24 protein-coding genes are annotated in these 20,272 nt (G+C 65.4%); 11 read left to right on the forward strand and 13 right to left on the reverse strand.

Going from position 1 to position 20,272, the window contains the following annotated elements; genetic code table 11:
• The 3 genes from ACVW1C_RS34605 to ACVW1C_RS34615 all read right to left on the reverse strand — a co-directional run bounded on the left by ACVW1C_RS34605 (window position 1) and on the right by ACVW1C_RS34615 (window position 1,706).
• Window positions 1–675 carry a methyltransferase family protein gene (locus ACVW1C_RS34605; RefSeq protein WP_456762093.1) on the reverse strand — a complete coding sequence of 225 codons (675 nt, stop codon included), beginning with the start codon at window positions 673–675 and terminating at the stop codon, window positions 1–3.
• A gap of 146 nt (window positions 676–821) precedes the next feature.
• The gene (locus ACVW1C_RS34610; protein WP_173640490.1) at window positions 822–1,265 is read right to left on the reverse strand and encodes a hypothetical protein; all 444 of its coding nucleotides are present in this window, start codon (window positions 1,263–1,265) and stop codon (window positions 822–824) included.
• Between the two features lie 123 nt (window positions 1,266–1,388).
• Window positions 1,389–1,706 (reverse strand): Kazal-type serine protease inhibitor family protein, encoded by a 318-nt coding sequence (locus tag ACVW1C_RS34615; protein WP_456762094.1) that lies wholly within the window; start codon window positions 1,704–1,706, stop codon window positions 1,389–1,391.
• A gap of 232 nt (window positions 1,707–1,938) precedes the next feature.
• On the opposite strand from ACVW1C_RS34615, the gene ACVW1C_RS34620 reads away from it, so the two are divergent.
• Together ACVW1C_RS34620 and ACVW1C_RS34625 are read left to right on the forward strand one after the other, a co-directional pair.
• Entirely contained in the window at window positions 1,939–3,594 is a 1,656-nt protein-coding gene (locus ACVW1C_RS34620) for a fumarate hydratase (protein ID WP_456762095.1), read from the forward strand.
• Between the two features lie 9 nt (window positions 3,595–3,603).
• The gene (locus tag ACVW1C_RS34625) at window positions 3,604–4,278 is read left to right on the forward strand and encodes a DUF429 domain-containing protein (protein ID WP_456762096.1); all 675 of its coding nucleotides are present in this window, start codon (window positions 3,604–3,606) and stop codon (window positions 4,276–4,278) included.
• Window positions 4,279–4,287: 9 nt separating this feature from the next.
• Here ACVW1C_RS34625 and ACVW1C_RS34630 read toward each other — a convergent pair whose 3' ends face one another.
• The 4 genes from ACVW1C_RS34630 to ACVW1C_RS34645 form a co-directional block, all read right to left on the reverse strand.
• Entirely contained in the window at window positions 4,288–4,584 is a 297-nt protein-coding gene (locus ACVW1C_RS34630; protein WP_173637531.1) for a hypothetical protein, read from the reverse strand.
• Between the two features lie 134 nt (window positions 4,585–4,718).
• Entirely contained in the window at window positions 4,719–5,273 is a 555-nt protein-coding gene (locus ACVW1C_RS34635) for an inner membrane-spanning protein YciB (RefSeq protein ID WP_456762097.1), read from the reverse strand.
• A gap of 53 nt (window positions 5,274–5,326) precedes the next feature.
• A complete protein-coding gene (locus ACVW1C_RS34640) occupies window positions 5,327–5,902 on the reverse strand; it encodes a hypothetical protein (RefSeq protein ID WP_456762098.1) in 576 nt (191 codons plus the stop codon).
• Between the two features lie 288 nt (window positions 5,903–6,190).
• Complete coding sequence (locus ACVW1C_RS34645) at window positions 6,191–7,594, reverse strand: carotenoid oxygenase family protein (RefSeq protein ID WP_456762099.1); 1,404 nt, start codon at window positions 7,592–7,594, stop codon at window positions 6,191–6,193.
• 113 nt (window positions 7,595–7,707) lie between these two features.
• On the opposite strand from ACVW1C_RS34645, the gene ACVW1C_RS34650 reads away from it, so the two are divergent.
• Entirely contained in the window at window positions 7,708–8,424 is a 717-nt protein-coding gene (locus ACVW1C_RS34650; protein ID WP_456762100.1) for a TetR/AcrR family transcriptional regulator, read from the forward strand.
• Window positions 8,425–8,428: 4 nt separating this feature from the next.
• Here the strand turns inward: ACVW1C_RS34650 and ACVW1C_RS34655 are convergent, their stop codons facing one another.
• A complete protein-coding gene (locus ACVW1C_RS34655) occupies window positions 8,429–9,031 on the reverse strand; it encodes a hypothetical protein (protein ID WP_456762101.1) in 603 nt (200 codons plus the stop codon).
• A 165-nt stretch (window positions 9,032–9,196) separates the two neighbouring features.
• On the opposite strand from ACVW1C_RS34655, the gene ACVW1C_RS34660 reads away from it, so the two are divergent.
• Window positions 9,197–9,889, forward strand: coding sequence for an SET domain-containing protein (locus ACVW1C_RS34660; RefSeq protein ID WP_456762102.1), 693 nt, complete (start codon window positions 9,197–9,199; stop codon window positions 9,887–9,889).
• On the opposite strand, the gene ACVW1C_RS34665 is transcribed toward ACVW1C_RS34660, so the two are convergent.
• Window positions 9,807–10,355 carry an RrF2 family transcriptional regulator gene (locus tag ACVW1C_RS34665; protein WP_456762103.1) on the reverse strand — a complete coding sequence of 183 codons (549 nt, stop codon included), beginning with the start codon at window positions 10,353–10,355 and terminating at the stop codon, window positions 9,807–9,809. The two genes, ACVW1C_RS34660 and ACVW1C_RS34665, sit on opposite strands and share 83 nt — an antisense overlap.
• Window positions 10,356–10,438: 83 nt before the next feature.
• Here ACVW1C_RS34665 and ACVW1C_RS34670 point away from each other — a divergent pair, with 83 nt between their 5' ends.
• On the forward strand, window positions 10,439–10,909 hold the full coding sequence (locus ACVW1C_RS34670) for a group III truncated hemoglobin (protein WP_456762104.1): 471 nt from the start codon (window positions 10,439–10,441) through the stop codon (window positions 10,907–10,909).
• Window positions 10,910–11,115: 206 nt separating this feature from the next.
• Here ACVW1C_RS34670 and ACVW1C_RS34675 read toward each other — a convergent pair whose 3' ends face one another.
• Together ACVW1C_RS34675 and ACVW1C_RS34680 are read right to left on the reverse strand one after the other, a co-directional pair.
• On the reverse strand, window positions 11,116–11,514 hold the full coding sequence (locus ACVW1C_RS34675; RefSeq protein WP_456762105.1) for a hypothetical protein: 399 nt from the start codon (window positions 11,512–11,514) through the stop codon (window positions 11,116–11,118).
• Window positions 11,515–11,544: 30 nt separating this feature from the next.
• Complete coding sequence (locus ACVW1C_RS34680) at window positions 11,545–11,763, reverse strand: hypothetical protein (protein ID WP_456762106.1); 219 nt, start codon at window positions 11,761–11,763, stop codon at window positions 11,545–11,547.
• A gap of 100 nt (window positions 11,764–11,863) precedes the next feature.
• Here ACVW1C_RS34680 and ACVW1C_RS34685 point away from each other — a divergent pair, with 100 nt between their 5' ends.
• From ACVW1C_RS34685 to ACVW1C_RS34695, 3 genes are all read left to right on the forward strand, one after another.
• Complete coding sequence (locus ACVW1C_RS34685; protein ID WP_456762107.1) at window positions 11,864–12,688, forward strand: helix-turn-helix domain-containing protein; 825 nt, start codon at window positions 11,864–11,866, stop codon at window positions 12,686–12,688.
• A 62-nt stretch (window positions 12,689–12,750) separates the two neighbouring features.
• Window positions 12,751–13,416: a DsbA family oxidoreductase gene (locus tag ACVW1C_RS34690; RefSeq protein ID WP_456722232.1), complete on the forward strand. Its 666-nt coding sequence runs from the start codon at window positions 12,751–12,753 to the stop codon at window positions 13,414–13,416.
• Between the two features lie 85 nt (window positions 13,417–13,501).
• Entirely contained in the window at window positions 13,502–14,140 is a 639-nt protein-coding gene (locus tag ACVW1C_RS34695; protein ID WP_456762108.1) for an NIPSNAP family protein, read from the forward strand.
• 254 nt (window positions 14,141–14,394) lie between these two features.
• Here the strand turns inward: ACVW1C_RS34695 and ACVW1C_RS34700 are convergent, their stop codons facing one another.
• Window positions 14,395–15,579 carry a GNAT family N-acetyltransferase gene (locus tag ACVW1C_RS34700; protein WP_456762109.1) on the reverse strand — a complete coding sequence of 395 codons (1,185 nt, stop codon included), beginning with the start codon at window positions 15,577–15,579 and terminating at the stop codon, window positions 14,395–14,397.
• A 195-nt stretch (window positions 15,580–15,774) separates the two neighbouring features.
• A complete protein-coding gene (locus tag ACVW1C_RS34705) occupies window positions 15,775–16,203 on the reverse strand; it encodes a hypothetical protein (protein WP_456762110.1) in 429 nt (142 codons plus the stop codon).
• Between the two features lie 181 nt (window positions 16,204–16,384).
• On the opposite strand from ACVW1C_RS34705, the gene ACVW1C_RS34710 reads away from it, so the two are divergent.
• The 3 genes from ACVW1C_RS34710 to ACVW1C_RS34720 all read left to right on the forward strand — a co-directional run bounded on the left by ACVW1C_RS34710 (window position 16,385) and on the right by ACVW1C_RS34720 (window position 20,266).
• Window positions 16,385–16,612, forward strand: a complete 228-nt coding sequence (locus ACVW1C_RS34710) for a hypothetical protein (RefSeq protein WP_456762111.1) — start codon at window positions 16,385–16,387, stop codon at window positions 16,610–16,612.
• Between the two features lie 129 nt (window positions 16,613–16,741).
• Window positions 16,742–18,169, forward strand: a complete 1,428-nt coding sequence (locus tag ACVW1C_RS34715) for a caspase family protein (protein ID WP_456762112.1) — start codon at window positions 16,742–16,744, stop codon at window positions 18,167–18,169.
• A gap of 72 nt (window positions 18,170–18,241) precedes the next feature.
• A complete protein-coding gene (locus ACVW1C_RS34720; RefSeq protein WP_456762113.1) occupies window positions 18,242–20,266 on the forward strand; it encodes a pyrroloquinoline quinone-dependent dehydrogenase in 2,025 nt (674 codons plus the stop codon).
• Window positions 20,267–20,272 lie beyond the last annotated feature (6 nt).

Below are 20,272 nucleotides of genomic sequence, written 5' to 3' on the forward strand. Positions count from 1 at the left end.
TCACCACAGTCCGGGCACGAGGCGATAACGCACCCGGGCCGCGTAATCGGCATAACCTGACAACCCCGCCATCAGCGTGCGCTCCTCGATCCCGGTGCGGAACGCAAACATCACGAAGAACACCGGCACGAAGGCAAGGCCCCACCAGGAGCCAAGCGTCAGCGGCACGCCGATGAAGAACAGCATCACGCTCGTATACATTGGATGCCGGACCAGTGCGTAGGGCCCGGTCGAGATCACGTGATGGTGGCGGTCGGTCTGCACCTTCACGACCGGGGCCGCGAACGAATTGGTGCGGAACACCCACAGGATCAGTGCGGTCGAGGCCAGATACAGCACCAGGCCGAGCACGATCAGCAGCGTGCCGGCATTGGCGCCGCCAAACCGGCGATCCAGCCCCATCGCGACGAACCACAGCACGGCAATGACGAGGAATACCAGCATGAAGCGCTTGTCCTCGGCGGGCTGGCCTTCGCGCGCGGTGAGCCGCATGCGCTCGGCCAGCAGGCCGGGATCGACCTTGGCAAGCCACAGCCCGCAGGCCGGGCCGATCAGCGCCGAGGCGATCAGGTAAGCCCACGCGCCGGGCCACTGCAGCGTGCCGGCGAAGCCAAACAGCAGCGCGGCCATGGCGAGGACGAAGATGGTGTTCTGCAGGAGGAGCTTTGCGATCATGGGCGGGCTCCGTGATTCCGGCCGCGATTATCGCACCCTTTTTCCGGCAAACATGCGACCGTGAACATCAACTTTCGGAGCAGGCGAGGTGTTCCTGCGCTGACGCTGCGATGCGATCGGCCGGGTCCCCGCGGGATTCTGACGGATCACTCGTTCTTGCCGCGCCGGACCGTGATCGAGGCGTCGGTGCGGTTGCGCGTGCATTCGAGATTGAGGCGGCGATAGCGCATCGTGATGGTGTTGCCGCGCAGGATGCCCATGCGCTTCAGGCAGCGCGAGGTGCCGGTGGCGGCGTCGTCCTTCGGCACGGTGAAGACCAGCGCGGTGGCGGAGCCGACAAGGTTGAAAAACTCGGGCTTCATCTTGCGATCGGTCTTGGCAAAGAGCTCGATCGAATAGTCCTTGCCGCGGCAGCCGAGCGACAATTCCTTCGCCGCCGGATGTGTGAGGTAGGTGATGTTGGCGGCGCTGAAGTTGACCTTCAGCCCGTCGATCTGACCGGCGAGCTGCTTTGCGATGTCCTCGCAGGGATCGGCGTGTGCAGGCGCTGCGGCGAAGGCCGTCGCCAGCGCGATCAGCGCGGCCGGCATGAAAGAGCGGATGCTCAAGGCAAAGCGTCGGCGCAACGGTGCTGTCACGAAATACCCCCGCGGTATGAAAATACGCGAAGTTACATGCAGGCTCCCGCGCAGCGCGTCAATACGGCCGATCCGTCAGGAGGCGCACTTGCCGTCCTGCGCCTTGGAGGCTCCCGCGGCGCGGCGCTCGCAATCATTGCCATAGGTCTTGCCGTCGCAGCCGCACACCGGCTTGAAGATCTTGTTGCAGATCGTCGGCCGGAACGCGCAGGCGCCGGTCTGGTCGAAGCGGCCACATTGTCCCGGTTTGAACTGGCAGAACTGACCGACACGGCTGCATTGAACGCCGGCAAGGCCGCTGCATGGCTTGCCGAGACGGGCCGCATCGGCGCCGGTCGGGATCGCGATCAACAGGGCCAGCGCCGCGAACCAGATCAAAAGCGCTGTCTTCATGATGGTCTCCTGATGGCTTCCTTGGCGGTTTCCCGGATCGCTGACCGTTGTGGCAACCACAGATTACGGAGGAATGAAACATAGCACGCGGATTGCCGGTCCCGCGCATGGCTGGAAGCCGGCCGGCTTCCCTTTCCTTTGTCCGAAAAAGGCTTAGAAAGGCTCTACATTCCGGCGGCCGCGCGGCCGGACCGGACTTTCGAACCCGACCTGCAAGCCCAAAGAGCAGCTCATGAACGCCCCCTCCGCCTTCCCCGACCAGCAGAAGCCCGTTCCGCCTTACAAGCACACCCCGCTGTTCCCGCTGGGTGCCGACACCACACCTTACAAGAAGGTGACGAGCGAGGGCGTCCGGGTCGAGAAGGTGCTGGGCAAGGACATGCTGGTGGTGTCGCGGGAGGCGCTGCGGGCGCTGTCCGAGGCCGCCTTCGGCGACATCAACCACTATCTGCGGCCGGGCCATTTGAAGCAGCTGCGCTCGATCCTCGAGGACAAGGAAGCCAGCGACAACGACAAGTTCGTCGCCTTCGACTTCCTGAAGAACGCCAACATCGCCGCCGGCGGCGTGCTGCCGATGTGCCAGGACACCGGCACCGCGATCATCATGGGCAAGAAGGGCTGCAACGTCATCACCGACGGCGACGACGAAGCCGCGCTCTCCGAAGGCGCGCGTGACGCCTATCTGCGCCGCAACCTGCGCTACTCCCAGGTCGCGCCGCTGTCGATGTACGAGGAGAAGAACACCGCCAACAACATGCCGGCGCAGTGCGAGATCTATGCCGAGGGCGATGATGCCTACAAGTTCATGTTCATGGCAAAGGGCGGCGGCAGCGCCAACAAGAGCTTCCTGTTCCAGGCAACGCCCTCGGTGCTGACCAGGGATCGGCTGCTCGCGTTCCTGAAGGAGAAGGTGCTGACGCTCGGCACCGCGGCATGTCCGCCCTATCACCTGGCGATCGTGATCGGCGGCACCTCGGCCGAGCTCTGCATGAAGACCGTGAAGCTCGCCTCGGCGCGCTATCTCGACGCGCTGCCGACCCACGGCTCGGCCGATGGCAACGCGTTCCGCGACCTCGAGATGGAGCAGGAAATCCTCAAGATGACGCAAAGCTTGGGGGTGGGAGCGCAGTTCGGCGGCAAGTATTTCTGCCACGACGTGCGCGTGATCCGGATGCCGCGCCACGGCGCCTCGCTGCCGATCGGGCTCGGCGTCTCCTGCTCGGCGGACCGCCAGGTGCTCGGCAAGATCACCAAGGACGGCGTCTATCTCGAGGAGCTCGAGCACAATCCGGCGCAGTATCTGCCAGCGGTCGAGCAGTCGCTCGGCGGCGATGTCGTCAAGATCGACCTCAACAAGCCGATGAAGGATATCCTCGCGACGCTGTCGCAATATCCGATCAAGACCCGCGTCTCGATGACCGGCACCATGATCGTGGCGCGCGACTCCGCCCACGCCAAGCTGCGCGAGCGGCTGGAGAAGGGCGAGCCGCTGCCGGATTATTTCAAGAACCATCCGGTGTACTACGCGGGCCCGGCCAAGACGCCCGATGGCTACGCCTCCGGCGCGTTCGGCCCGACCACCGCCGGCCGCATGGATTCCTTCGTCGACCAGTTCCAGGCCGCGGGCGGATCGATGGTGATGGTCGCCAAGGGCAACCGCGCGGTCGCGGTGCGCGAGGCCTGCAAGAAGCACGGCGGCTTCTATCTCGGCTCGATCGGCGGCGCGGCGGCGAACCTCGCCGAGCACTGCATCGAGAAGGTCGAGGTGGTCGAGTATCCCGAGCTCGGCATGGAAGCGATCTGGCGCATCGAAGTGGTCGACTTCCCGGCCTTCATCATCATCGATGACAAGGGCAATGACTTCTTCAAGGAATTGAATCTCGGTTGAGGATCCGGGTTGAGGGCAACTGGCCTCGACGGATTCTCCAAAGGCTGGGTCGCCGTCAGCATCGACGGCGACCAGCGGACGATTTCCTTTCACGGCGATGTCGCGGGTGCGCTGGCGCGTCCGTTCGATCGTGCCGCAATCGATATCCCGATCGGCATGACCGAGGACGGCGAGCGCGATTGTGATCGTCTCGCCCGCGAGCGGCTGCGTCCGCACACCTCGCGCGTCTTCACCGGGGCACGGCGCTGGCTGTGGCAGGAGTTTCGCGATCCCGACGCGGCGAACCGTGAAGCGCTGCGCCGCGGCCAGACCCGCATCTCGCGCCAGCTCTGGCATCTCGGCAACAAGATCATGGAGGTCGACGCGTTCGTGCGCGCGAACCCCGCACGCGACATCCGCGAGGTGCATCCCGAACTGGCGTTCCTGCGGCTGAACGGTGGCACGCCATTGCCGCGCAAGAAGTCGGAGGAGGGCGATGCGCTGCGTTGCAAGCTGTTGAAGCGATCGGGCTTTCGCGAGATCGATCGCTGGCTCACCGTCACGCGGATCGGCAGCGGTGCGAAGCGCGACGACGTGCTGGATGCCTGCGCGGTCGCACTGGCCGCCCATGAACCAAGCGGCTGCGTTCCCGAGGGACCGCAGCCGCTTGATGGACACGATCTGCCGATGCAGATCTGGTTCTAGACGGGACGCTTACGCCCGCGTGCCGGTGAAGGGGAAGCTGCCCATCGGGCCGATGCCCATCTCGCCGGAGATGCCGTCGCCTGAGACCGTGCCGGAGAATTCGAGCGTCAGCGGCATCGGGTTGGTGATGGAGACCTTCCAGGCGACGCTGTCGCCGTTCACGGTGCCGTCGAAGATTTCGGTGGAGTTGCCCTCGGCGCCTTGCGTGCCGGTGAGCGTGCCGCCCGAGCTCGCCAGCGACAGGGTCGCCTTGCGTTCGCCCATCGGCGTCGTCATCGTGAGATTCCAGTTTCCGTCCACCGCCATTGATGTCTCCCCTCCGGTTAAAAAGCGTTTTCAAGCGAAGTGGATACCGGTTCGCGTGAAGAAAACGCGTCAGAACAAAGCGTGCGCGGGTATAGCCTATCTTGCCGCGCGCGCCTAGTTCGCGGCTGCGGCGATCAGGCGCGGGCGGCGGCGCGCAGCCGGTTGCCGACCAGGAAGCGGAATGCGACGTACTGGATCGCGAACGCCGCGATCTTGGCGCCGACCAGCACCACCGACACGTAGAACGCCCACAGCTTCATGTCGCCGGTCGCTGCGATCGCGATGGTGCCGCCGGCGAGGATGAACATCAGCCCGGCCCAGGCGTAGCCGGCGAAGGTGGCGTATTCCGGAATGGTCTCGGTCACGATCGGCGGCAGATAGCGCAGCATCCAGCCGCGCTTGAGCATGATCACGCCGATTGCGATGTGGCCGATCGCGGGCTTCGCCAGCACGAAGCGCGGATCGTTGGTGAGCAGCGTCGCGCCGCCAAGTGCGATCACCAGTGCAAGGCTCGCCCAGGTCATGTAGCCGAGCGCCTGTCCCTTCACGCGCGCATAGACCACTTGCGCAATCGCACCCACGATCGCAACGGCGGTAGCGATCAGCACATTGTCGGTCGTGAGATAGACCACCAGGAACACGATGGTGGAGAGGAAGTCGCTCGCGAGTCTGGCAAATACGCTCTTCATCGTGGTGGTTTCCGTGTCCTCGAGATGATCGTTGTGATCTTGATATGTGGCGTTCAGCGTGACGGCAGCGCGCCAGCCGGCGGCGCCCCATCCTTGGCCGCGCGATATTGCGGATACCAGCGCGTGAAGCACACCGCGGCGTTGCGCGCGGCGAAGGCGATCAAGAGGCCGGTCCACAGCGGCAGGGCCGGCACGTAGAGCACCGCGATGTTGCCGATCATCATCAGCAGCGTCGCGGCGGTCCAGGCTCCCGTGATCAGGTAGTTGGCGGTGATGAACCCGGGCAGCTTCGCGGTCTCGGCATCGACCTGTTCGAGCGCATATTGCCGCGTGAACGGATGGCCGATCACGATCGAGGTGAGCGACACCAGCAGGATGCCGGCATCGACGGCGATCTTCACCGCGATGGTGCTTGGCGTCGCATCCACGAAGGCGAGGTAGCTGCCGACCGCGGTGAACACGATCACCGAACCGACGCCGAGGATCTTGATGCTGCGGCCGCGCGCAATATCGAACGCGATGACGGCAAGGCAAATCAGCGCGGCAGCGAGCAAACTCACCGTGGCTGAGGTCACCAGCATCAGCGTGGCGAAGGCGCCGTAAGGGGCGAGGATCAGGAAGATCGTCATTGGGAGCCTCGAAGGCTTATCTTTACATTGTAAAGATAACCTAGAGGCAAGCAGAGGGGACGTCAAGCGAAATCTTTACACTGTCAAAATCGGGGGTATTGTCAAAAGAAAACCAGTCATTTTGATCTGTTGCGTCGGTGGTGATGGCTCGCCGGGTTCTCGCAGTCGTCATGGCCGGGCTTGTCCCGGCCGTCCACGTCTTTCCCGCGAATGGTGACAGAGACGTGGATGCCCGGGACAAGCCCGGGCATCACGACAGGGTATTCACACGCCTGAAGTGACGCGCCGCTACTCCGCGCCGACCCAATTGCCGTGGAATCCATCCGGCACGCGGTGGCCGAGATGGATCAGCGCGGTCGGGCCTGCTTCGACGTCGGTGGCGTTGAAGACGGCGAGGTCGCTGCGGTTCTCGCGGGCACGCCAGACCACCGCGAGCAGCCAGCCGTCGCCTTCCGCGGCGTCGGCGCTGCGCTCGACGAACACCGGCTCGGAGATCGTATCGCCGGCGGGCAACAGATAGTGGCCGAGCCGCTTGCCGCGGCCGTCGACATGCACGATGCCCGACAGCGCACCGAACATCGGCAGATCGGGGTTGGCGCAGGCGTACCAGCCGTGATTGCTCGCAAATCCCGCGCGGCGATCGTCGACGCGGGGGAATTCGCCGGTGAGGTCGTCGAGATAGGTCTGCGTGAAGCGGTCGGTATTGCCGGAAAGGTCAAAGGTCCAGCGGCAATAGCGCGCGCGGTTCTTCTTCGGGTCGGTCGGCGAGCCGTCGGGATGGTTGAACAGCGGCGCTTCCTCGAACTGCATCACGTCGGCGATGATGCGGTTGCCGTCCTCCCACGCGTTCATGACATGGAAGACGTAGCAGGTCTCGGCGCGGAACCAGACGATGTCCTTCGACGCGCCGCTGCGCTTCATCACGCCGACATAGGCGCCTTTCTCGGGCTCCCAGGCGTAGGGCGCCTGTCCGCGCATCGCGCGCTGCATGCTGCCGGTGATCGGCAGGATCGGAAACAGCACGTGGTTCTCGGTGACGATGAAGTCGTGCACCATGCTGGCATAGGGCGCCTCGAAGCGTTCGAACCGTGTGACCACGCCGGATGAGCTCACCGCGCCGAACGACAGCGCCGGCGTCAGCGGGCCCGCGGCGTTGTAGCCGAAGAACACCATCTCGCCGGTCACCGGATCGATCTTGGGATGCGCGGTGAAGGGGCCTGAGATCGCACCCTTGTAGTCGCAATAGCCAAGGCGATTGAGCGTGCCGGGCTCGATCTCGGTCGGCAGATGGCCTTCCTCGAGCGCGAGCAGGCGGCCGCCATGTAAGATGATGTTGGTGTTGGCGACGCCGCCGTCGGTCGTGACGTCGGCAGGGGCGTCCGGCAGCTTGCGGCCGAAGCCGCCGAACAGCGCGCGGCCGGCGTCGTGCTCGGCCTGCCATTTGGGGGTGCGGACCCAGCGGTTGCGGTAGCTGGCGCGGCCGTTCTCGAGATGGAAGGCGTGCAGCATGCCGTCGCCGACGAACCAGTGCGCGCCCGGCGCCTCGAACTGCGGGTTCGGACCATTGCGGTAGAGCGTGCCGTTCAGCTCGCGCGGCAATTCGCCAGTGATCTTGAGGAAAGGCGCATCGGCTTCAAACGGGATCGGCGCCAGATTGGTGCGCGCCGTGTTGGAGGTGACCTGATCGAGCATTCCGCGTCTCCCTGCACTATTATCTTTACATCGTAAAGATATCAGTAGGGATGGCGCCATCGATCGTCAAGCAAAATCTTTACAGTGTAAAAATTGCGACATATAAGGGCCGCATGGCAAGATTATCCAAAGAAAACAAGGCGGCTCGTACCGCACGGACTCCGGCGCGCCGGGTCGCGCCTGCCGCTTCCGATCGTCCGGCACCGCGGCGCCGGGCCAATGACACGCCGTATCATCATGGCGATCTGCACGAGGCGCTGCTCAAGGCCGCCGAGCGCGTGCTCGAGCGTGACGGACTTGCGGGGCTGACACTGCGTGCGGTGGCGCGCGAGGCCGGGGTGTCGCACGCCGCGCCCACGCATCATTTCGGCGACCTCACCGGCCTCGTCTCCGAGCTTGCCGCGATCGGCTTTCGCCAGTTCAATGCGGCGATGGTCGCGGCCGGCGCCAGCGGCGCCACCGCGATCGAGAAGGGGCTGTCGCGCGCCAAGGCCTATGTCGCCTATGCGCAGGCGCATCCCGGCATGTACGGGCTGATGTTCCGCACCGAGCGGCTCGATATGTCGAGACCTTCGCTGTATGAGGCGGCCAATATTTCGTTCGCCGGGCTCGCCGGTTCGATCGGCGAGAGCCGTCACGAGCAGATCCAGGAGAGAGCGCTGTCGCTCGATCAGGCCGCGGCGATCGTGCGCGCCTGGTCGCTGGTCCATGGCTTCACGATGTTGCTGCTGGATGGACGCCTGACCGACGTGCTCAAACGGATGCCGCAGGGCAGCACGCTCGACATGCTGTTCGAGGCGATGCTGAAAGGCAGCGCGAAGCCGTGTTGAATGGCTAGCGCTGTACAAGCAACGTCGAGCGGCCGCTCTGTCCGATCGTTTTCACCCGGTCCGCGCCGCATTTGAAATCGCGGGCGAAATCGTCGGCGGCCTGCCGCGCCAGCTCGTTGGCGTTGGGATTGGCGGCGACGTCGACATAGGCGACGTGACAGACCTCGCCCGGCTGAAGCCGCGTCACGGCGAGCATCGCCCGTGAGACCGGGCCGCCGCGCTTGTCCTGCTCGCTGCTGTCGGCGATCTGCCAGCGCTGGATGATCGCGAAGGGCTTGCTGCCGGCGGCACGCCAATCGACCGTATCGCCGGTCGAGCTGAACGGGCCGAACCAAGCCTGCGCCGCCGGTTCCCTGGCTGCTGCCGCGCGGTTGCGGCCCACCGAGACCACTTCGCGCAGATCGGCTTCGTTGATCAGCACCACAAGGCCGGATTTGCCCGGGCAGACCCGCGTGGCGCTGCCGTCCTCTTCGTTGGGCTTGCCGATCATGCGGCAGGCCTTCGGCGCGGTCGACGTGTAGCTGCTGCTGATCGTCTCAGCGCCAGCCTGACCAGGATTTGCGCAGGCGAGCGCCACAACAATTGTAGCAAAAGCAGGGTATTTCATCAGGGGAAACCTGCGATCCGGACGTTACTTTGTGTCTGACATATGCAATCTGGGGAAGGTTCAACAGACACGCGGGAAACACCTGACAGGCGCGCGGAATCGTCCTAGAAGGGCGGCTTCGCAACTTCTGTCGCGTGCACCTTGCGTGCCTTAGCCTCGATCGTCATGCCCGCATCATCATCGCAAAAGCCCTATCGCGTCGGCCGTTCCCGTACTGGCCTTGGCCTTTTCGCCACCAAGCCGATCAAGAAAGGAACCAAGATCATCCGTTATTTCGGGCCGTTGCTCGACTCGAAGAAGAAGGATGAGGACGCGATCGAGAACAAGTATCTGTTCGAACTCACCAACCGATGGACCATCGACGGCTCGATCCGCGAGAACGTCGCCCGCTACATCAACCACGCCTGCCGGCCGAACGCCGAATCCGACGTCAAGCCGCGCAAGCGCAAGGTCTTCATCCGCGCCATCAAGGACATCGAGCCGGGCGACGAGATCAACTACGATTACGGAACCGACTATTTCAAGGCCTATCTGAAGCCGATCGGCTGCAAGTGCGACGCCTGCGAGAAGAAGCGCAAGAAGAAGCGCGCGGAGGCGAGGGCGGAACGGCTGCGGCTGAAGGAAAAGGCCGAGCGGAAAGCCAAGCGCGAGGCCGAGAAGCTCGGTGAAATGCGGGCCAGGCAGAGGGAGGCCAGCGCGAAGAAAGCTGCCAAAGCCAACGGCAAGCTCGGCAACGGCAAGGCTCTGAATGGCAAGGCCCTGAACGGCAAGCACCTCAACGGCCACAGCCTGACGGCCGCTGCCGGCAAGCGGGTGGCCCCTTCAAAGCGCGGCGCCGCGCGGGTGCTGCAGGCCTGAGTTCCGAGACCGGTCCGGTTCGACGATCGTCATGACGCGCGCGCGCCGAATGGCGCGCGGGACGCGGCAGATAGGCGCATTCGGCGAGCGTGGTTCCGTCGAGCTCGCGCATGAAGGCCTCGCGGGCTGCCGCGAGCCTCGCCTTCAGGCGGCAGCGTGGCAGCAGCACGCAATCGCCGCCATCATCCCTGAAACATTCGACCAGCGCGCCGCCGCCTTCGAGCGCGCGCACGACCTCGCCGAGCGTGATCGCCTGCGGGGTGCGCGCCAGCGAAAACCCGCCGCCGGCGCCGCGCTGGGTCGCGATGAAGCCGGCCTCGGCGAGGTCGCGCACCACCTTGGCGAGGTGATTGCGGGAAATGCCGAACTCGGCCGCGATCTCGCTTGTGGCAAATGATCGGTCCGGCTCACCGGCCAGCCGCATCAGCGCGCGCAGCGCAAAATCCGTGAATGATGTCAGGCGCATGGAAGCCCTTCGAAATCAGCACTTGGCGGATTCGGTATAGCAGTCTAAATAGGCATTTGAAATACCTATTTAGGATGTGAGGCATGACAGGAGCAGAGCGCCGCGAGCAGATCACCGCCGAGATTGTCGCGCGGACCGGGATCACCGAGGCCATGATCGAGCAGCTGGTGCACGGCTTCTACGCCAAGGTCCGCAAGGACCCGATGATCGGGCCGGTGTTCGAGGCCAGGATCACCAATTGGGAGCCGCATCTGGCCCAGATGTGCGCGTTCTGGTCGTCGGTCGCGCTGATGACCGGGCGCTATCACGGCACGCCGATGGTCAAGCACATGCCGCTGCCGGTCGATGCCGCGCATTTCGACCGCTGGCTCGAACTGTTCGAGGCGACGGCGCATGAACTGTGCCCGCCGGTCGCAGCGCTTCACTTCATCGAGCGTGCGCGGCGCATCGCCTCGAGCCTCGAGATGGGCGTCGCCAGCGGACAGGGCGCGATGCTCGGGGTTGGGGAGCGTTACAGGCGAAGCGAAGCAGGCGACACCGCAATGACCTTGTAGGGTGAGTAGAGCGCAGCGAAACCCACCATCTCTGCCGCGGAACGAAGCCGATGGGTTTCGCTTCGCTCTACCCACCCTCCGCAGCTGTCATCGCCCGCGAAAGCGGGCGATCCAGTATTCCAGAGACGCCAACGATTGATCCGATAGGCCGCAGCGTACTGGATATTCCGCATACGCGGGGTATGACTGCGTTGTGTTGGCTGCCGTTACGCCCTCACCACACCCTCGCTCTTCCGCAAGCCCATGTATTGCAGCTCGGCGAACACTCCGGTGGCGATCGCCTGGGCGAGGATCACGATGGTCCCGAAGAGGTTCGGCGACACCGCGCCCGAGAGCAGCAGCGCGATGCTGGCAAGCGTCCAGGCAGCGTTGCCGGCGACCACGAGGATCACGGGTCCCTTCGGCAGCGAGGTTCGCGCGCCGAGCCAGCCGACCAGCGCGGTGTAGGCGATCAGGAACAGCCCGGTCTCGCGCAGCAGCGCGTCCGGCAGGCCGAGTAGCGAGGCCAGCGCGCCGGTATCGAGCACCATCGCGATGGCGGATACGCCGCTGAACGCGGCATCGGCAAGCAAGGCGCGGCGCAGCAGCTGGGACGAGTGGATCATGGCAGTGTCTCCTCGGGTTGGGATGGGTTTTCAGCGCATCAGGGACTGCAGCTGACGCCACAGGCGGAACGGACACAGCGCCTTGCCGACCTTCATCTCGACCGCATAGACCTGCGCGAACACGAACACGCCGGTCGCGTGCACGATCGGCTGGGGCATGTTGAACGAGCGCGCGAGCAGCCAGGTGACGAGATGGACCAGCCACGGGATCAGGACGGCGAAGGCGCGGATAAGGGACAGCATCAGCATGATCATCTCCTGTGCCGTGGAAGATGAGCCGGCCCGCGCACCAAATCGATTACCTCAGGCGTAATGGAACGCGCGAATTTCGCATGGTAGGTTTTGCACCATGAACGCACATGCATCCATGGCGCGGGCCGAGCCCGCAAAACCCGTCCTGATCGGCGAGCACCTGCGCGAATGGCGGCAGCGCCGTCATCTCAGCCAGCTCGACCTTGCCGTCGATGCCGAGATCTCGGCGCGGCATTTGAGCTTCGTCGAGACCGGCCGCTCGGCGCCGTCGCGCGACATGGTCCTCAAACTGGCGGAGCGCCTCGACGTGCCCCTACGCGAACGCAACGTGCTGCTGGTCGCCGCGGGTTTCGCACCCGCATTCCCGCAACGCTCGCTGGATGATCCCGCGCTGAAATCGGCGCGTGAGGCGATCAACCTGGTGCTGAAGGCGCATGAGCCCAATCCGGCGCTGGCCTATGACCGGCACTGGAATCTGGTCTCCGCCAACCGCATGGTGGCGCCGCTGCTCGAGGGCGTGCCACAACGGCTGCTCGGGCAGCCCTTCAACATCCTGCGGCTGGCGTTCCACCCGGAAGGCCTCGCGCCGCGGACCGTGAACCTGGCGGAATGGGCAGCGCATCTGTTGGAGCGGCTGCATCGGCAGTGCGAGGCAACGGCCGATCCGGAGCTGCTCAAGCTCTATCAGGACCTGAAGTCCTATCCGATCCCGGCACGGGCCGCCCCGATCACCCCCGACAACAACGTCGCGCTCCCGTTCAAGCTCCGCCTCAATGGCGAGATCCTGAGCTTCATCTCGACCACCATGGTGTTCGGCACCCCGGTCGACATCACGCTGCAGGAACTGGCGCTGGAGACCTTCTTCCCGGCCGACGAGCTGACCGCCGAGCGGATGCGGCAGATGGCAGCCAGTATGAAATAGCGGCTTGTCTCGGGACACTTTCGGCCTACCTTTGGGGTTCCATTTCCGCCGGGAACCCTGCCATGAGCGATCTGAAGCCGCTTCGCCTCGATATCGTCTCCGACGTCGTTTGCCCCTGGTGCTACATCGGCAAACATCGCATCGAGGATGCGCTCAAGCTGGTGCCTGATGTGCCGGTCGAGGTGCACTGGCGGCCGTTCTTCCTCAACAATTGGGTGCCGCGCGAGGGCATCAGCCGCGAGGAATATCTCACCGCCAAGTTCGGCTCGGTCGACGCCTACAAGGGCATCGCCGGCCGCGTGGTCGCCGCCGCCAATGAGGAGGGGCTGACCTACCATCCCGAGCTCGTCAAGCGGCAGCCCAACACGATCGACTGCCATCGCCTGATCCACTGGGCTGAGGCCAAGGGCAAGGCGGCCGAGATGAAGCAGCGGCTGATGGAGCTGTATTTCCGCGACGGCGGCGATCTCACCGACACCAATGTGCTGGTGCAGGCTGCATCCGATGTCGGGCTCGACGCCGACGACGTGCGCAAGCGCCTCGCCACCGACGAGGATGTGGCGCTGGTGTCCGCGCAAGCGCAGGAAGCCTCCGAGAAGGGGATATCGGGCGTGCCGACCTTCGTGTTCGCGCAGAAATACGCGGTGTCCGGTGCCCAGCCGGCGGAGCAACTCGCCCGCGCCATCCGCGAGGTCTCCGCCGAGATCAACGCGCAGGCGGCCGAGTAGTCCGCAGTCGTTCACGAAAGCCCGGCGCATGCCGGGCTTTTTCGTTTGCCCACACGATCCATCGGAAGCAATCAGGGAGACCATCATGATCTACGAGCTGCGCACCTACACGGTACGTCCGGGAGCCATCGGCGAGATGGTGAAGGCGGCGAGCACGATCTCGCGCGACATCCGCGCCGACAATTTCGGCAAGCTGGAAGGCTACTGGATCACCGAGATCGGGCCGCTCAATCAGGTCATGCACATGTGGAGCTACGCCGATCTCAACGAGCGGGCCCGGCTGCGTGCCGAGCTTGCGAAGAACCCGCGCTGGACCGGCGAGTACATTCCGGCGATCCGTCCGCTCCTGGTGCGCCAGGAGGTCCGGCTGCTGAATGCGATCATTCCGCCGGTGGCGCCTGCGACCAAGGGCAACATCTACGAATTCCGCAACTATCGCGCCAAGCCGCTCGGCGGTGTCAAGCAATGGCTCGATCTCATCACCGGCGTGCTGCCGGAGCGCGAGAAATATTCCAGGATCGTCGGCCTCTGGCACACCGATTCCGGGCAGCCCAACGAGGTCTGCCACATCTGGGCCTATCCCGATCTCAACGCCCGCGCCGCGGCGCGCGGCGGGGCGATGAAGGATCCGGCCTGGCTGGAATTCCTCGGCAAGGGTACGCAGCTACTCGAGGAGATGCACTCGACCATCATGCTGCCGGCTCCGCACTCGCCGCTGCAGTGACACAGAGGATAGTCGGGCCGGGGCGTAATGCCGGCAGAAAGCCTCACCCGATGTTTCCATCAGGTGAAGCTTTCCAGGCAAGGGCATGCGCTGCCTGAGAAACAGCGCGCCGCAACGCTAAATGGGCCGGCTGACACCAACCTGACGGCGGGAACTTATTGTTTCCTGATGTGTCTGCATGGCTACGAAAAGGTAAACCATGGGCCGGTGAACAAGGCCGCCTCGATTCGCGCGGGCTCGTGTAAGAGGCTGTATTATCCGGGCTTGCCGCGCCGGCTGCGGATGAAGTGGACGGCGCCGCGCGCGGCCTCGTAGGCGAGATTGTTCAGGGTCAACGCGGCATGAACGGCGGCGACCAGCGGATCGCGCCGCCGCAGCGGCAGCAGCACGTCGCCGATCGCGAAGCGGCCGCGCCAGATCGGGTCGATCATGGGATGGCCGGGCGCCGCGGTGGAATCGGCCGAATTGATCGCAGGATCGGCGCAGAGATGGCGCGTCAGCTCCAGCGTCAATTGTGCGCCTGGCGAATGCTTCGCAAAGCGCTCGTCGATGCCGATCTTGAAGAAGAAGGCGCGGTCCTGATGGCGCACCACGATGCCGCCCGCAACCGCCGTGCCGCCCGCATGCAGTATGACGATCTCGCAGCGGCCGGCCTCGGCCAGCGCCGACGTCGCGCGGCGGATGAAGGTTGCGTCGCCGGCATGCTGGCTGAGCGCGGTGCCGCGCTGGCCCTTCCAGCCACCGGCCTCGAGCGCAAGGAAGGTCTCGAGCGCCGCCGCAACGTCGCGCGGGGTGCGCGCCACGTCGAAGCGCACCGCGCCGTGGTCGGACAGGCGATGGCGCTGCCGGCGCAGCTCTTTCAGCTTCTTGGGCCCGAGCGCGTCGCGCAGCAATTCATCGGCATCGCGCGTCGCATCGAGCTGTGCGCGCTGATAGCTGCTCAGCAGGCGCGGCTGCAAACCATCGCGCGCGAGCACCGCGCGGATCGCCGCCATGGCGGGGCCCTCGAGCGACATGGTGCGCAGGATCAGCGCATGCGCACCCGCATTGCGTGCCTGCTTCAGCATCTTGCCGGCGGCCTGCTCGGCGGCATTGCGGTCGAGCAGCGGTGTGCACAGCGTGCCGTAGGGTTCGGCGCCGACCAGCGCGGGCAGGGGAATCCGGTAGATTCGGCGCAATGGCACGACCGGCAGCAGCCCGATCAATTGCCCGGCATCGCCGGTGGCGCTGAGCAGCGATGCGCCGGTGCGGCCGCGCGCGGAGGCATCGACCGCCAATTCCCAGTCGGGCTGATAGTAGCCATTGGCCTCGATCGCGCGCTCGGCAAGCGCCCGCCATGCGCCGACCGAGGCAGCCGACAGCGGCGGCAACGCGCGATCATCCGTGGCATCCTTGCGCGATGCACGGCGGATCACTGCCCGGTCAGCAATATCGGCCACGTCCCATGTTTCCCCGGTCGGCAAGGCTGATTAGCCCTACGTTCGTCACGGGCAACGCTAGCGGAAAGAAATGGAAAATGCCGTTGAGGCCATCCGGCAATTTGAGCGGTCATGTTAACGGGGCGTTCAGCATACCGCCGTCACGAGCGCGGCGCTCGCGCTGTGCGGGCTCCTGCCGGGACGGTGCGTCAAATGCTACGGCTTGGGACTTCGCTGGGCTTCCTGAACCGAGCTTTCGACCGGCTCGTAAGTCTCGGTCACGCAGTTATCGTCGGCCTCGACCTGCCGGCGATCGAAGACCGCGCCGTCATTGATGAAGACGCGATAGGTCTGCGTCCCGAGCGGCTTGCCGATCACCGAAGTCAGTTCAGCGCGCACGCAGGCCGTCCAGCCGGTGCCGCGGGGGTCGTGCAGCGGAGCGGAGACCCGCACATGGGTCGGCTGCGAGCCGGCGGTGAACACCGAATCCAGCTTGCCGGCCACCAGCCGCTTGACGTCCGGAGGTGTCTCGAGCGGCGCCGGCTCGGTGGCCTTGACCTTCAATATGTCGGGCCATACAGCGTGGCTGTCCGCCAGCCCGCAGCCACTCAACATCAAGGCGGCGCCGGCCAGCAGCGCCGCCACTTGTACCTGTCCCTGTCCCATTGGGTTAATTTAATGTGCCGCCGCCCATATTGCGCCCCCCTGGTGGCGCTGAATTCGCATCGCGCGGCGCTTTGTCGATCAACAAATGTCGAGCGACAAGCTATCTTTGGGGTAGAGGTGTTGCCGGATGTTTCTAAGGCTGCGGGGGAGAGAGACTGACATGAAAAGCTTCACGGTTGCTGCCGTCATTCTGGCGCTGATCGCGACACCGACCCTGGCCCAGGGCCGGCGAGGCGGCGGCGGGAGCGATACCAAGACGGAGCAGAAGCCTAAGGTCGACGAGAAGGCCTACAAGGCCGCGCTCGATCGTATCCCCGAGCCCAAGGAGAAATACGATCCCTGGGGCGTCACCAAGCCGGCCGCCGATCCAGCCAAGAAGCCGAAATAGCCGGGCCCATCCGATCCCTGCGACAATTCCGGCGCGAGAACCGGTGCCGGCGGCAGCAGATTGCCGCACGGCATGAACCTTCATCTGACGGCTATCGACCCATCTCCGATGTCATTGTCGGAGGCCGCCATGCTTCGCCGTTCCGTCCTCAGCCTGATCGTTCCGGCTGCGATCCTGTTCGGTGCCGTGCCGGCATTGGCGGAAAGCCGTCTGGCGCTGGTGATCGGGCAGTCCGCCTATAAGTCGGTGCCCGCGCTGCCCAATCCGGCCAACGACGCCAGGGCCATGTCACAGATGCTGACCGATGCCGGCTTTGCCGTGACCACGGCATCGGATCTGTCGCAGGACGAGATGCGCGCAAGGATCAGCGACTTCGCCGGCCAGGTGGCGGCGAAGGGCGCCGACACCGTGGCGCTGGTGTTCTATGCCGGGCATGGCCTGCAGATCGATGGCGAGAACTATCTGGTGCCGGTCGATGTCGATCCGAAGCGTGAGGCCGACATCCCGATCCAGGCGGTTCGCCTCAACGACATCCTGAACACGCTGACCTCGGTGCCGAGCCGGATGCGCATCGTGCTGCTCGATGCCTGCCGCAACAATCCCTTCCCGGAACTCAGCAAGACTGCAGGGCATGGGCTTGCCATCGTCGATGCCAAGATCGGCGCGCCCGGCACCTTTGTCTCGTTCTCGACGTCACCGGGGGCGGAGGCCGAGGACGGCAGCGGCGCCAACAGCCCCTACACCACTGCGCTGCTGGCTTCGGCGAAGGAGCCGGGAATTCCGATCGAGGACACCTTCAAGCGCGTCCGCCTCGCGGTGAACAAGGCAACCGACGGCCGTCAGACGCCGTGGGACTCCTCGTCGCTCACCGACGATTTCCGATTCATGGCAGGTCCGGCGGCCTCGCCCGCTGCCACGCCGGCGCCGGCCGCGGCCAAGCGCACCGTCGACGAATGGAAGCGCGAATTGCAGGGCAAGCCGATCGAGGTTGCAAACGAACTGATGGTGGTCGACGGCACCGATGAAGCCTACGAAGCCTTCGCCGCGATCTTCGCCGGCACGCCGCGCGGCCAGCAGGCCCGCGACTGGCTCGACCGGCATCGGCGCATGGTGGCGTGGAACGACGCCATTCTTGCCAACACGGCGGCCGCCTATCGCAGCTTCCTCGTGCTGTATCCCGACAGCGATCTTACGGCGACCGCGCGCAAGATGATCGAACGGTTGCGCTACCGTCCCGATCTGACACCGGCCGCCGCGCTCAGTGTGCCCGCGACCAACGTCGCGCTGGCAGCGCCGACCTGTCCCTGCAACGCCGCGCCGCCGCAGCAGCAGCAGAAGGCCGCAGCGCCCGCGAAGAAGCGTGCCGATCCCGATCCGCGCCGCGCCGGCAAGCGCCCGCCGCGCGTCGTGGTCGAGGACGACGTCGTGGTGGTGCGGCGACCGCCTCCGGCCGTGGTCTACGAGCCGGTCGGGCCGCCGATCGGAATCGGGATTGGCATCGGCGGCGGTGGCTATCGCGGCGGTTATGGCGGCGGCTATCGCAGGGGTGGATACTGACGCGCCGATCGCGTAAAGGCTTTCCCCGCATGAGATGCGGCGTGTGATGATCGCATCTCGCGGGAGGATGCAATGCGGTCGCTGTTTCGCCTGCTTGCCGCGCTGGTGCTGTGCGTACAGCCGGCGCTTGCCTGGGAGTATTGGGGTGGCGACCGCGGGGGACAGCGCTTCTCGCCGCTGACGCAGATCACGATCGACAATGTCGGCACGCTGGTGCGCGGCTGGGAATTCCGCACCGGCGATCTCGACGCGCGTCCGCCCGAGGTCATGAAGCGCACCAAGTTCGAGGTGACGCCGCTGTTCGTCGAGGACAGCGTGATCTTCTGCACGCCGTTCAACGAGGTGATCGCGCTCGATCCCGGCACCGGTGCGCAGAAATGGCGGTTCGATCCGAAGATCAGCATGGCGCAGCGGCCGGCCAACCGCTTTGTCTGCCGTGGCGTCGCGCACTGGACCGATGATCGCGCCGCTGATGGTGCGGCCTGCAAGTCACGCATCTTCACCGGCACCAATGACACGCGCCTGATCGCGCTCGATGCCAGAACCGGCAAGCCCTGCGCCGATTTCGGCAACAATGGCGAGATCAAGATCGACGCCGGAATGAAGCTGGAATGGCCGGGCGAGTTTCAGATCACGTCGGCGCCGGTGATGGGGCGCGGTGTGGTCGTGGTCGGATCCGCGATCGGTGACAACCGGCGGGTCGATGCGCCGGTCGGCGCGGTGCGCGCCTTCGATGCACGGACCGGCCAGCCGCGCTGGACCTTCGATCCGCTGGTGCATGACAGCGTCGAGGCCGGCCACAGCAACGTCTGGGCGCCGATGTCGGTGGACGAGGAGCGGGGGCTGGTGTTCCTGCCGACGACATCGCCCAGCCCCGATTTCTGGGGCGGCAAGCGTCCCGGCAATGACGCGCACGCCAATTCCGTCGTCGCGCTGCGCATCGAGAGCGGGGAGCTCGCATGGGCATTCCAGACTGTGCATCACGACGTCTGGGACTATGACCTGCCGGCCCAGCCGACACTGGCGCGGATCGACACTGGCAACGGCATGCGCGACGTCGTGATCGAGCCGACCAAGCAGGGCTTTGTGTTCGTGCTCGATCGCGACACCGGCAAGCCGGTGTGGCCGGTCGAGGAGCGCGCGGTGCCGCAGAACGGCGCCGAGGGCGAGAAACTGTCGCCGACACAGCCGTTCCCGACCCATGTCCCGCCGCTGTTGACGCAGCGCATGACGGCCGATGATGTCGGCGGCCTGCTGCCGGGCGTCGCGAGCGCGGCCTGCGAGAAGCTGCTCGCGCAATCCCGCAATGAGGGGCTTTACACGCCGCCGTCGACGCAGGGCACGATCGTCTATCCGATGACCGGCGGCGGTGTGAACTGGGGCAGTGCGGCCTTTGATCCGGTCAACCAGATCCTGTTCGCCAATGTCAGTCATGCGGCGCATGTCATCACGCTGATTCCGCGCGACCAGGCCAAGGGCTTCAATCCGCCGCCCGGCCACGATTTCGGCCAGCAGCAGGGCGCGCCGTTTGCGATGTCGCGGGCGCTGGCGAGTACGGAGGTTGGGTCGCCGTGCAACAAGCCGCCGTGGGGCGAGACGGTGGCAGTCGATCTCAAGGCCGGCAAGATCCTCTGGCATGCGACGGTCGGCACCAGCGAGGACCTCGCGCCGCTCGGCATCGCGCTCAATACCGGCACGCCGCTGCTCAGCGGCGTCGTGATCACCGCGGGCGGAGTGGTGTTCACCGGCGCGATGGATGCCTATCTGCGCGCGTTCGATGTCAAGTCGGGCCGGCAATTGTGGCTCGGCCGGCTTCCGGTGCCCGGCGTCGCCAATCCGATGACCTATCTCTGGAAGGGCGAGCAGTATGTCGTGATCGGCGCCGGCGGCCATTCCGAGGGCGGCACATCGATCGGCGACAGCGTGGTGGCATTTCGCCTGCCGCGCCAGGGCGAGGGCGTGTCGCTTCTCACGCGCCTGATCGATCGTCCCGGCGGACGGTTTGCCGCCAAGGCACTCGCGGCCGGTGTGGCGCTGATCGTGCTCATCGCACTGCTCTGGCGCTGGCGCTGGAGGCGTCGCGTCAAGGCGGCGTAGTTCGGC

The organism is Bradyrhizobium sp. USDA 4011 (assembly GCF_054063415.1).

What these genes read in the sequence shown, in the direction of transcription:
- ACVW1C_RS34605 (WP_456762093.1), bottom strand. Translation starts at nt 675, where the DNA reads ATGATCGCAAAGCTCCTCCTGCAGAACACCATCTTCGTCCTCGCCATG.
- ACVW1C_RS34610 (WP_173640490.1), bottom strand. Translation starts at nt 1,265, where the DNA reads ATGCCGGCCGCGCTGATCGCGCTGGCGACGGCCTTCGCCGCAGCGCCT.
- ACVW1C_RS34615 (WP_456762094.1), bottom strand. Translation starts at nt 1,706, where the DNA reads ATGAAGACAGCGCTTTTGATCTGGTTCGCGGCGCTGGCCCTGTTGATC.
- ACVW1C_RS34620 (WP_456762095.1), top strand. Translation starts at nt 1,939, where the DNA reads ATGAACGCCCCCTCCGCCTTCCCCGACCAGCAGAAGCCCGTTCCGCCT.
- ACVW1C_RS34630 (WP_173637531.1), bottom strand. Translation starts at nt 4,584, where the DNA reads ATGGCGGTGGACGGAAACTGGAATCTCACGATGACGACGCCGATGGGC.
- ACVW1C_RS34635 (WP_456762097.1), bottom strand. Translation starts at nt 5,273, where the DNA reads ATGAAGAGCGTATTTGCCAGACTCGCGAGCGACTTCCTCTCCACCATC.
- ACVW1C_RS34640 (WP_456762098.1), bottom strand. Translation starts at nt 5,902, where the DNA reads ATGACGATCTTCCTGATCCTCGCCCCTTACGGCGCCTTCGCCACGCTG.
- ACVW1C_RS34645 (WP_456762099.1), bottom strand. Translation starts at nt 7,594, where the DNA reads ATGCTCGATCAGGTCACCTCCAACACGGCGCGCACCAATCTGGCGCCG.
- ACVW1C_RS34650 (WP_456762100.1), top strand. Translation starts at nt 7,708, where the DNA reads ATGGCAAGATTATCCAAAGAAAACAAGGCGGCTCGTACCGCACGGACT.
- ACVW1C_RS34655 (WP_456762101.1), bottom strand. Translation starts at nt 9,031, where the DNA reads ATGAAATACCCTGCTTTTGCTACAATTGTTGTGGCGCTCGCCTGCGCA.
- ACVW1C_RS34660 (WP_456762102.1), top strand. Translation starts at nt 9,197, where the DNA reads ATGCCCGCATCATCATCGCAAAAGCCCTATCGCGTCGGCCGTTCCCGT.
- ACVW1C_RS34665 (WP_456762103.1), bottom strand. Translation starts at nt 10,355, where the DNA reads ATGCGCCTGACATCATTCACGGATTTTGCGCTGCGCGCGCTGATGCGG.
- ACVW1C_RS34670 (WP_456762104.1), top strand. Translation starts at nt 10,439, where the DNA reads ATGACAGGAGCAGAGCGCCGCGAGCAGATCACCGCCGAGATTGTCGCG.
- ACVW1C_RS34675 (WP_456762105.1), bottom strand. Translation starts at nt 11,514, where the DNA reads ATGATCCACTCGTCCCAGCTGCTGCGCCGCGCCTTGCTTGCCGATGCC.
- ACVW1C_RS34680 (WP_456762106.1), bottom strand. Translation starts at nt 11,763, where the DNA reads ATGCTGATGCTGTCCCTTATCCGCGCCTTCGCCGTCCTGATCCCGTGG.
- ACVW1C_RS34685 (WP_456762107.1), top strand. Translation starts at nt 11,864, where the DNA reads ATGAACGCACATGCATCCATGGCGCGGGCCGAGCCCGCAAAACCCGTC.
- ACVW1C_RS34690 (WP_456722232.1), top strand. Translation starts at nt 12,751, where the DNA reads ATGAGCGATCTGAAGCCGCTTCGCCTCGATATCGTCTCCGACGTCGTT.
- ACVW1C_RS34695 (WP_456762108.1), top strand. Translation starts at nt 13,502, where the DNA reads ATGATCTACGAGCTGCGCACCTACACGGTACGTCCGGGAGCCATCGGC.
- ACVW1C_RS34710 (WP_456762111.1), top strand. Translation starts at nt 16,385, where the DNA reads ATGAAAAGCTTCACGGTTGCTGCCGTCATTCTGGCGCTGATCGCGACA.
- ACVW1C_RS34715 (WP_456762112.1), top strand. Translation starts at nt 16,742, where the DNA reads ATGCTTCGCCGTTCCGTCCTCAGCCTGATCGTTCCGGCTGCGATCCTG.
- ACVW1C_RS34720 (WP_456762113.1), top strand. Translation starts at nt 18,242, where the DNA reads ATGCGGTCGCTGTTTCGCCTGCTTGCCGCGCTGGTGCTGTGCGTACAG.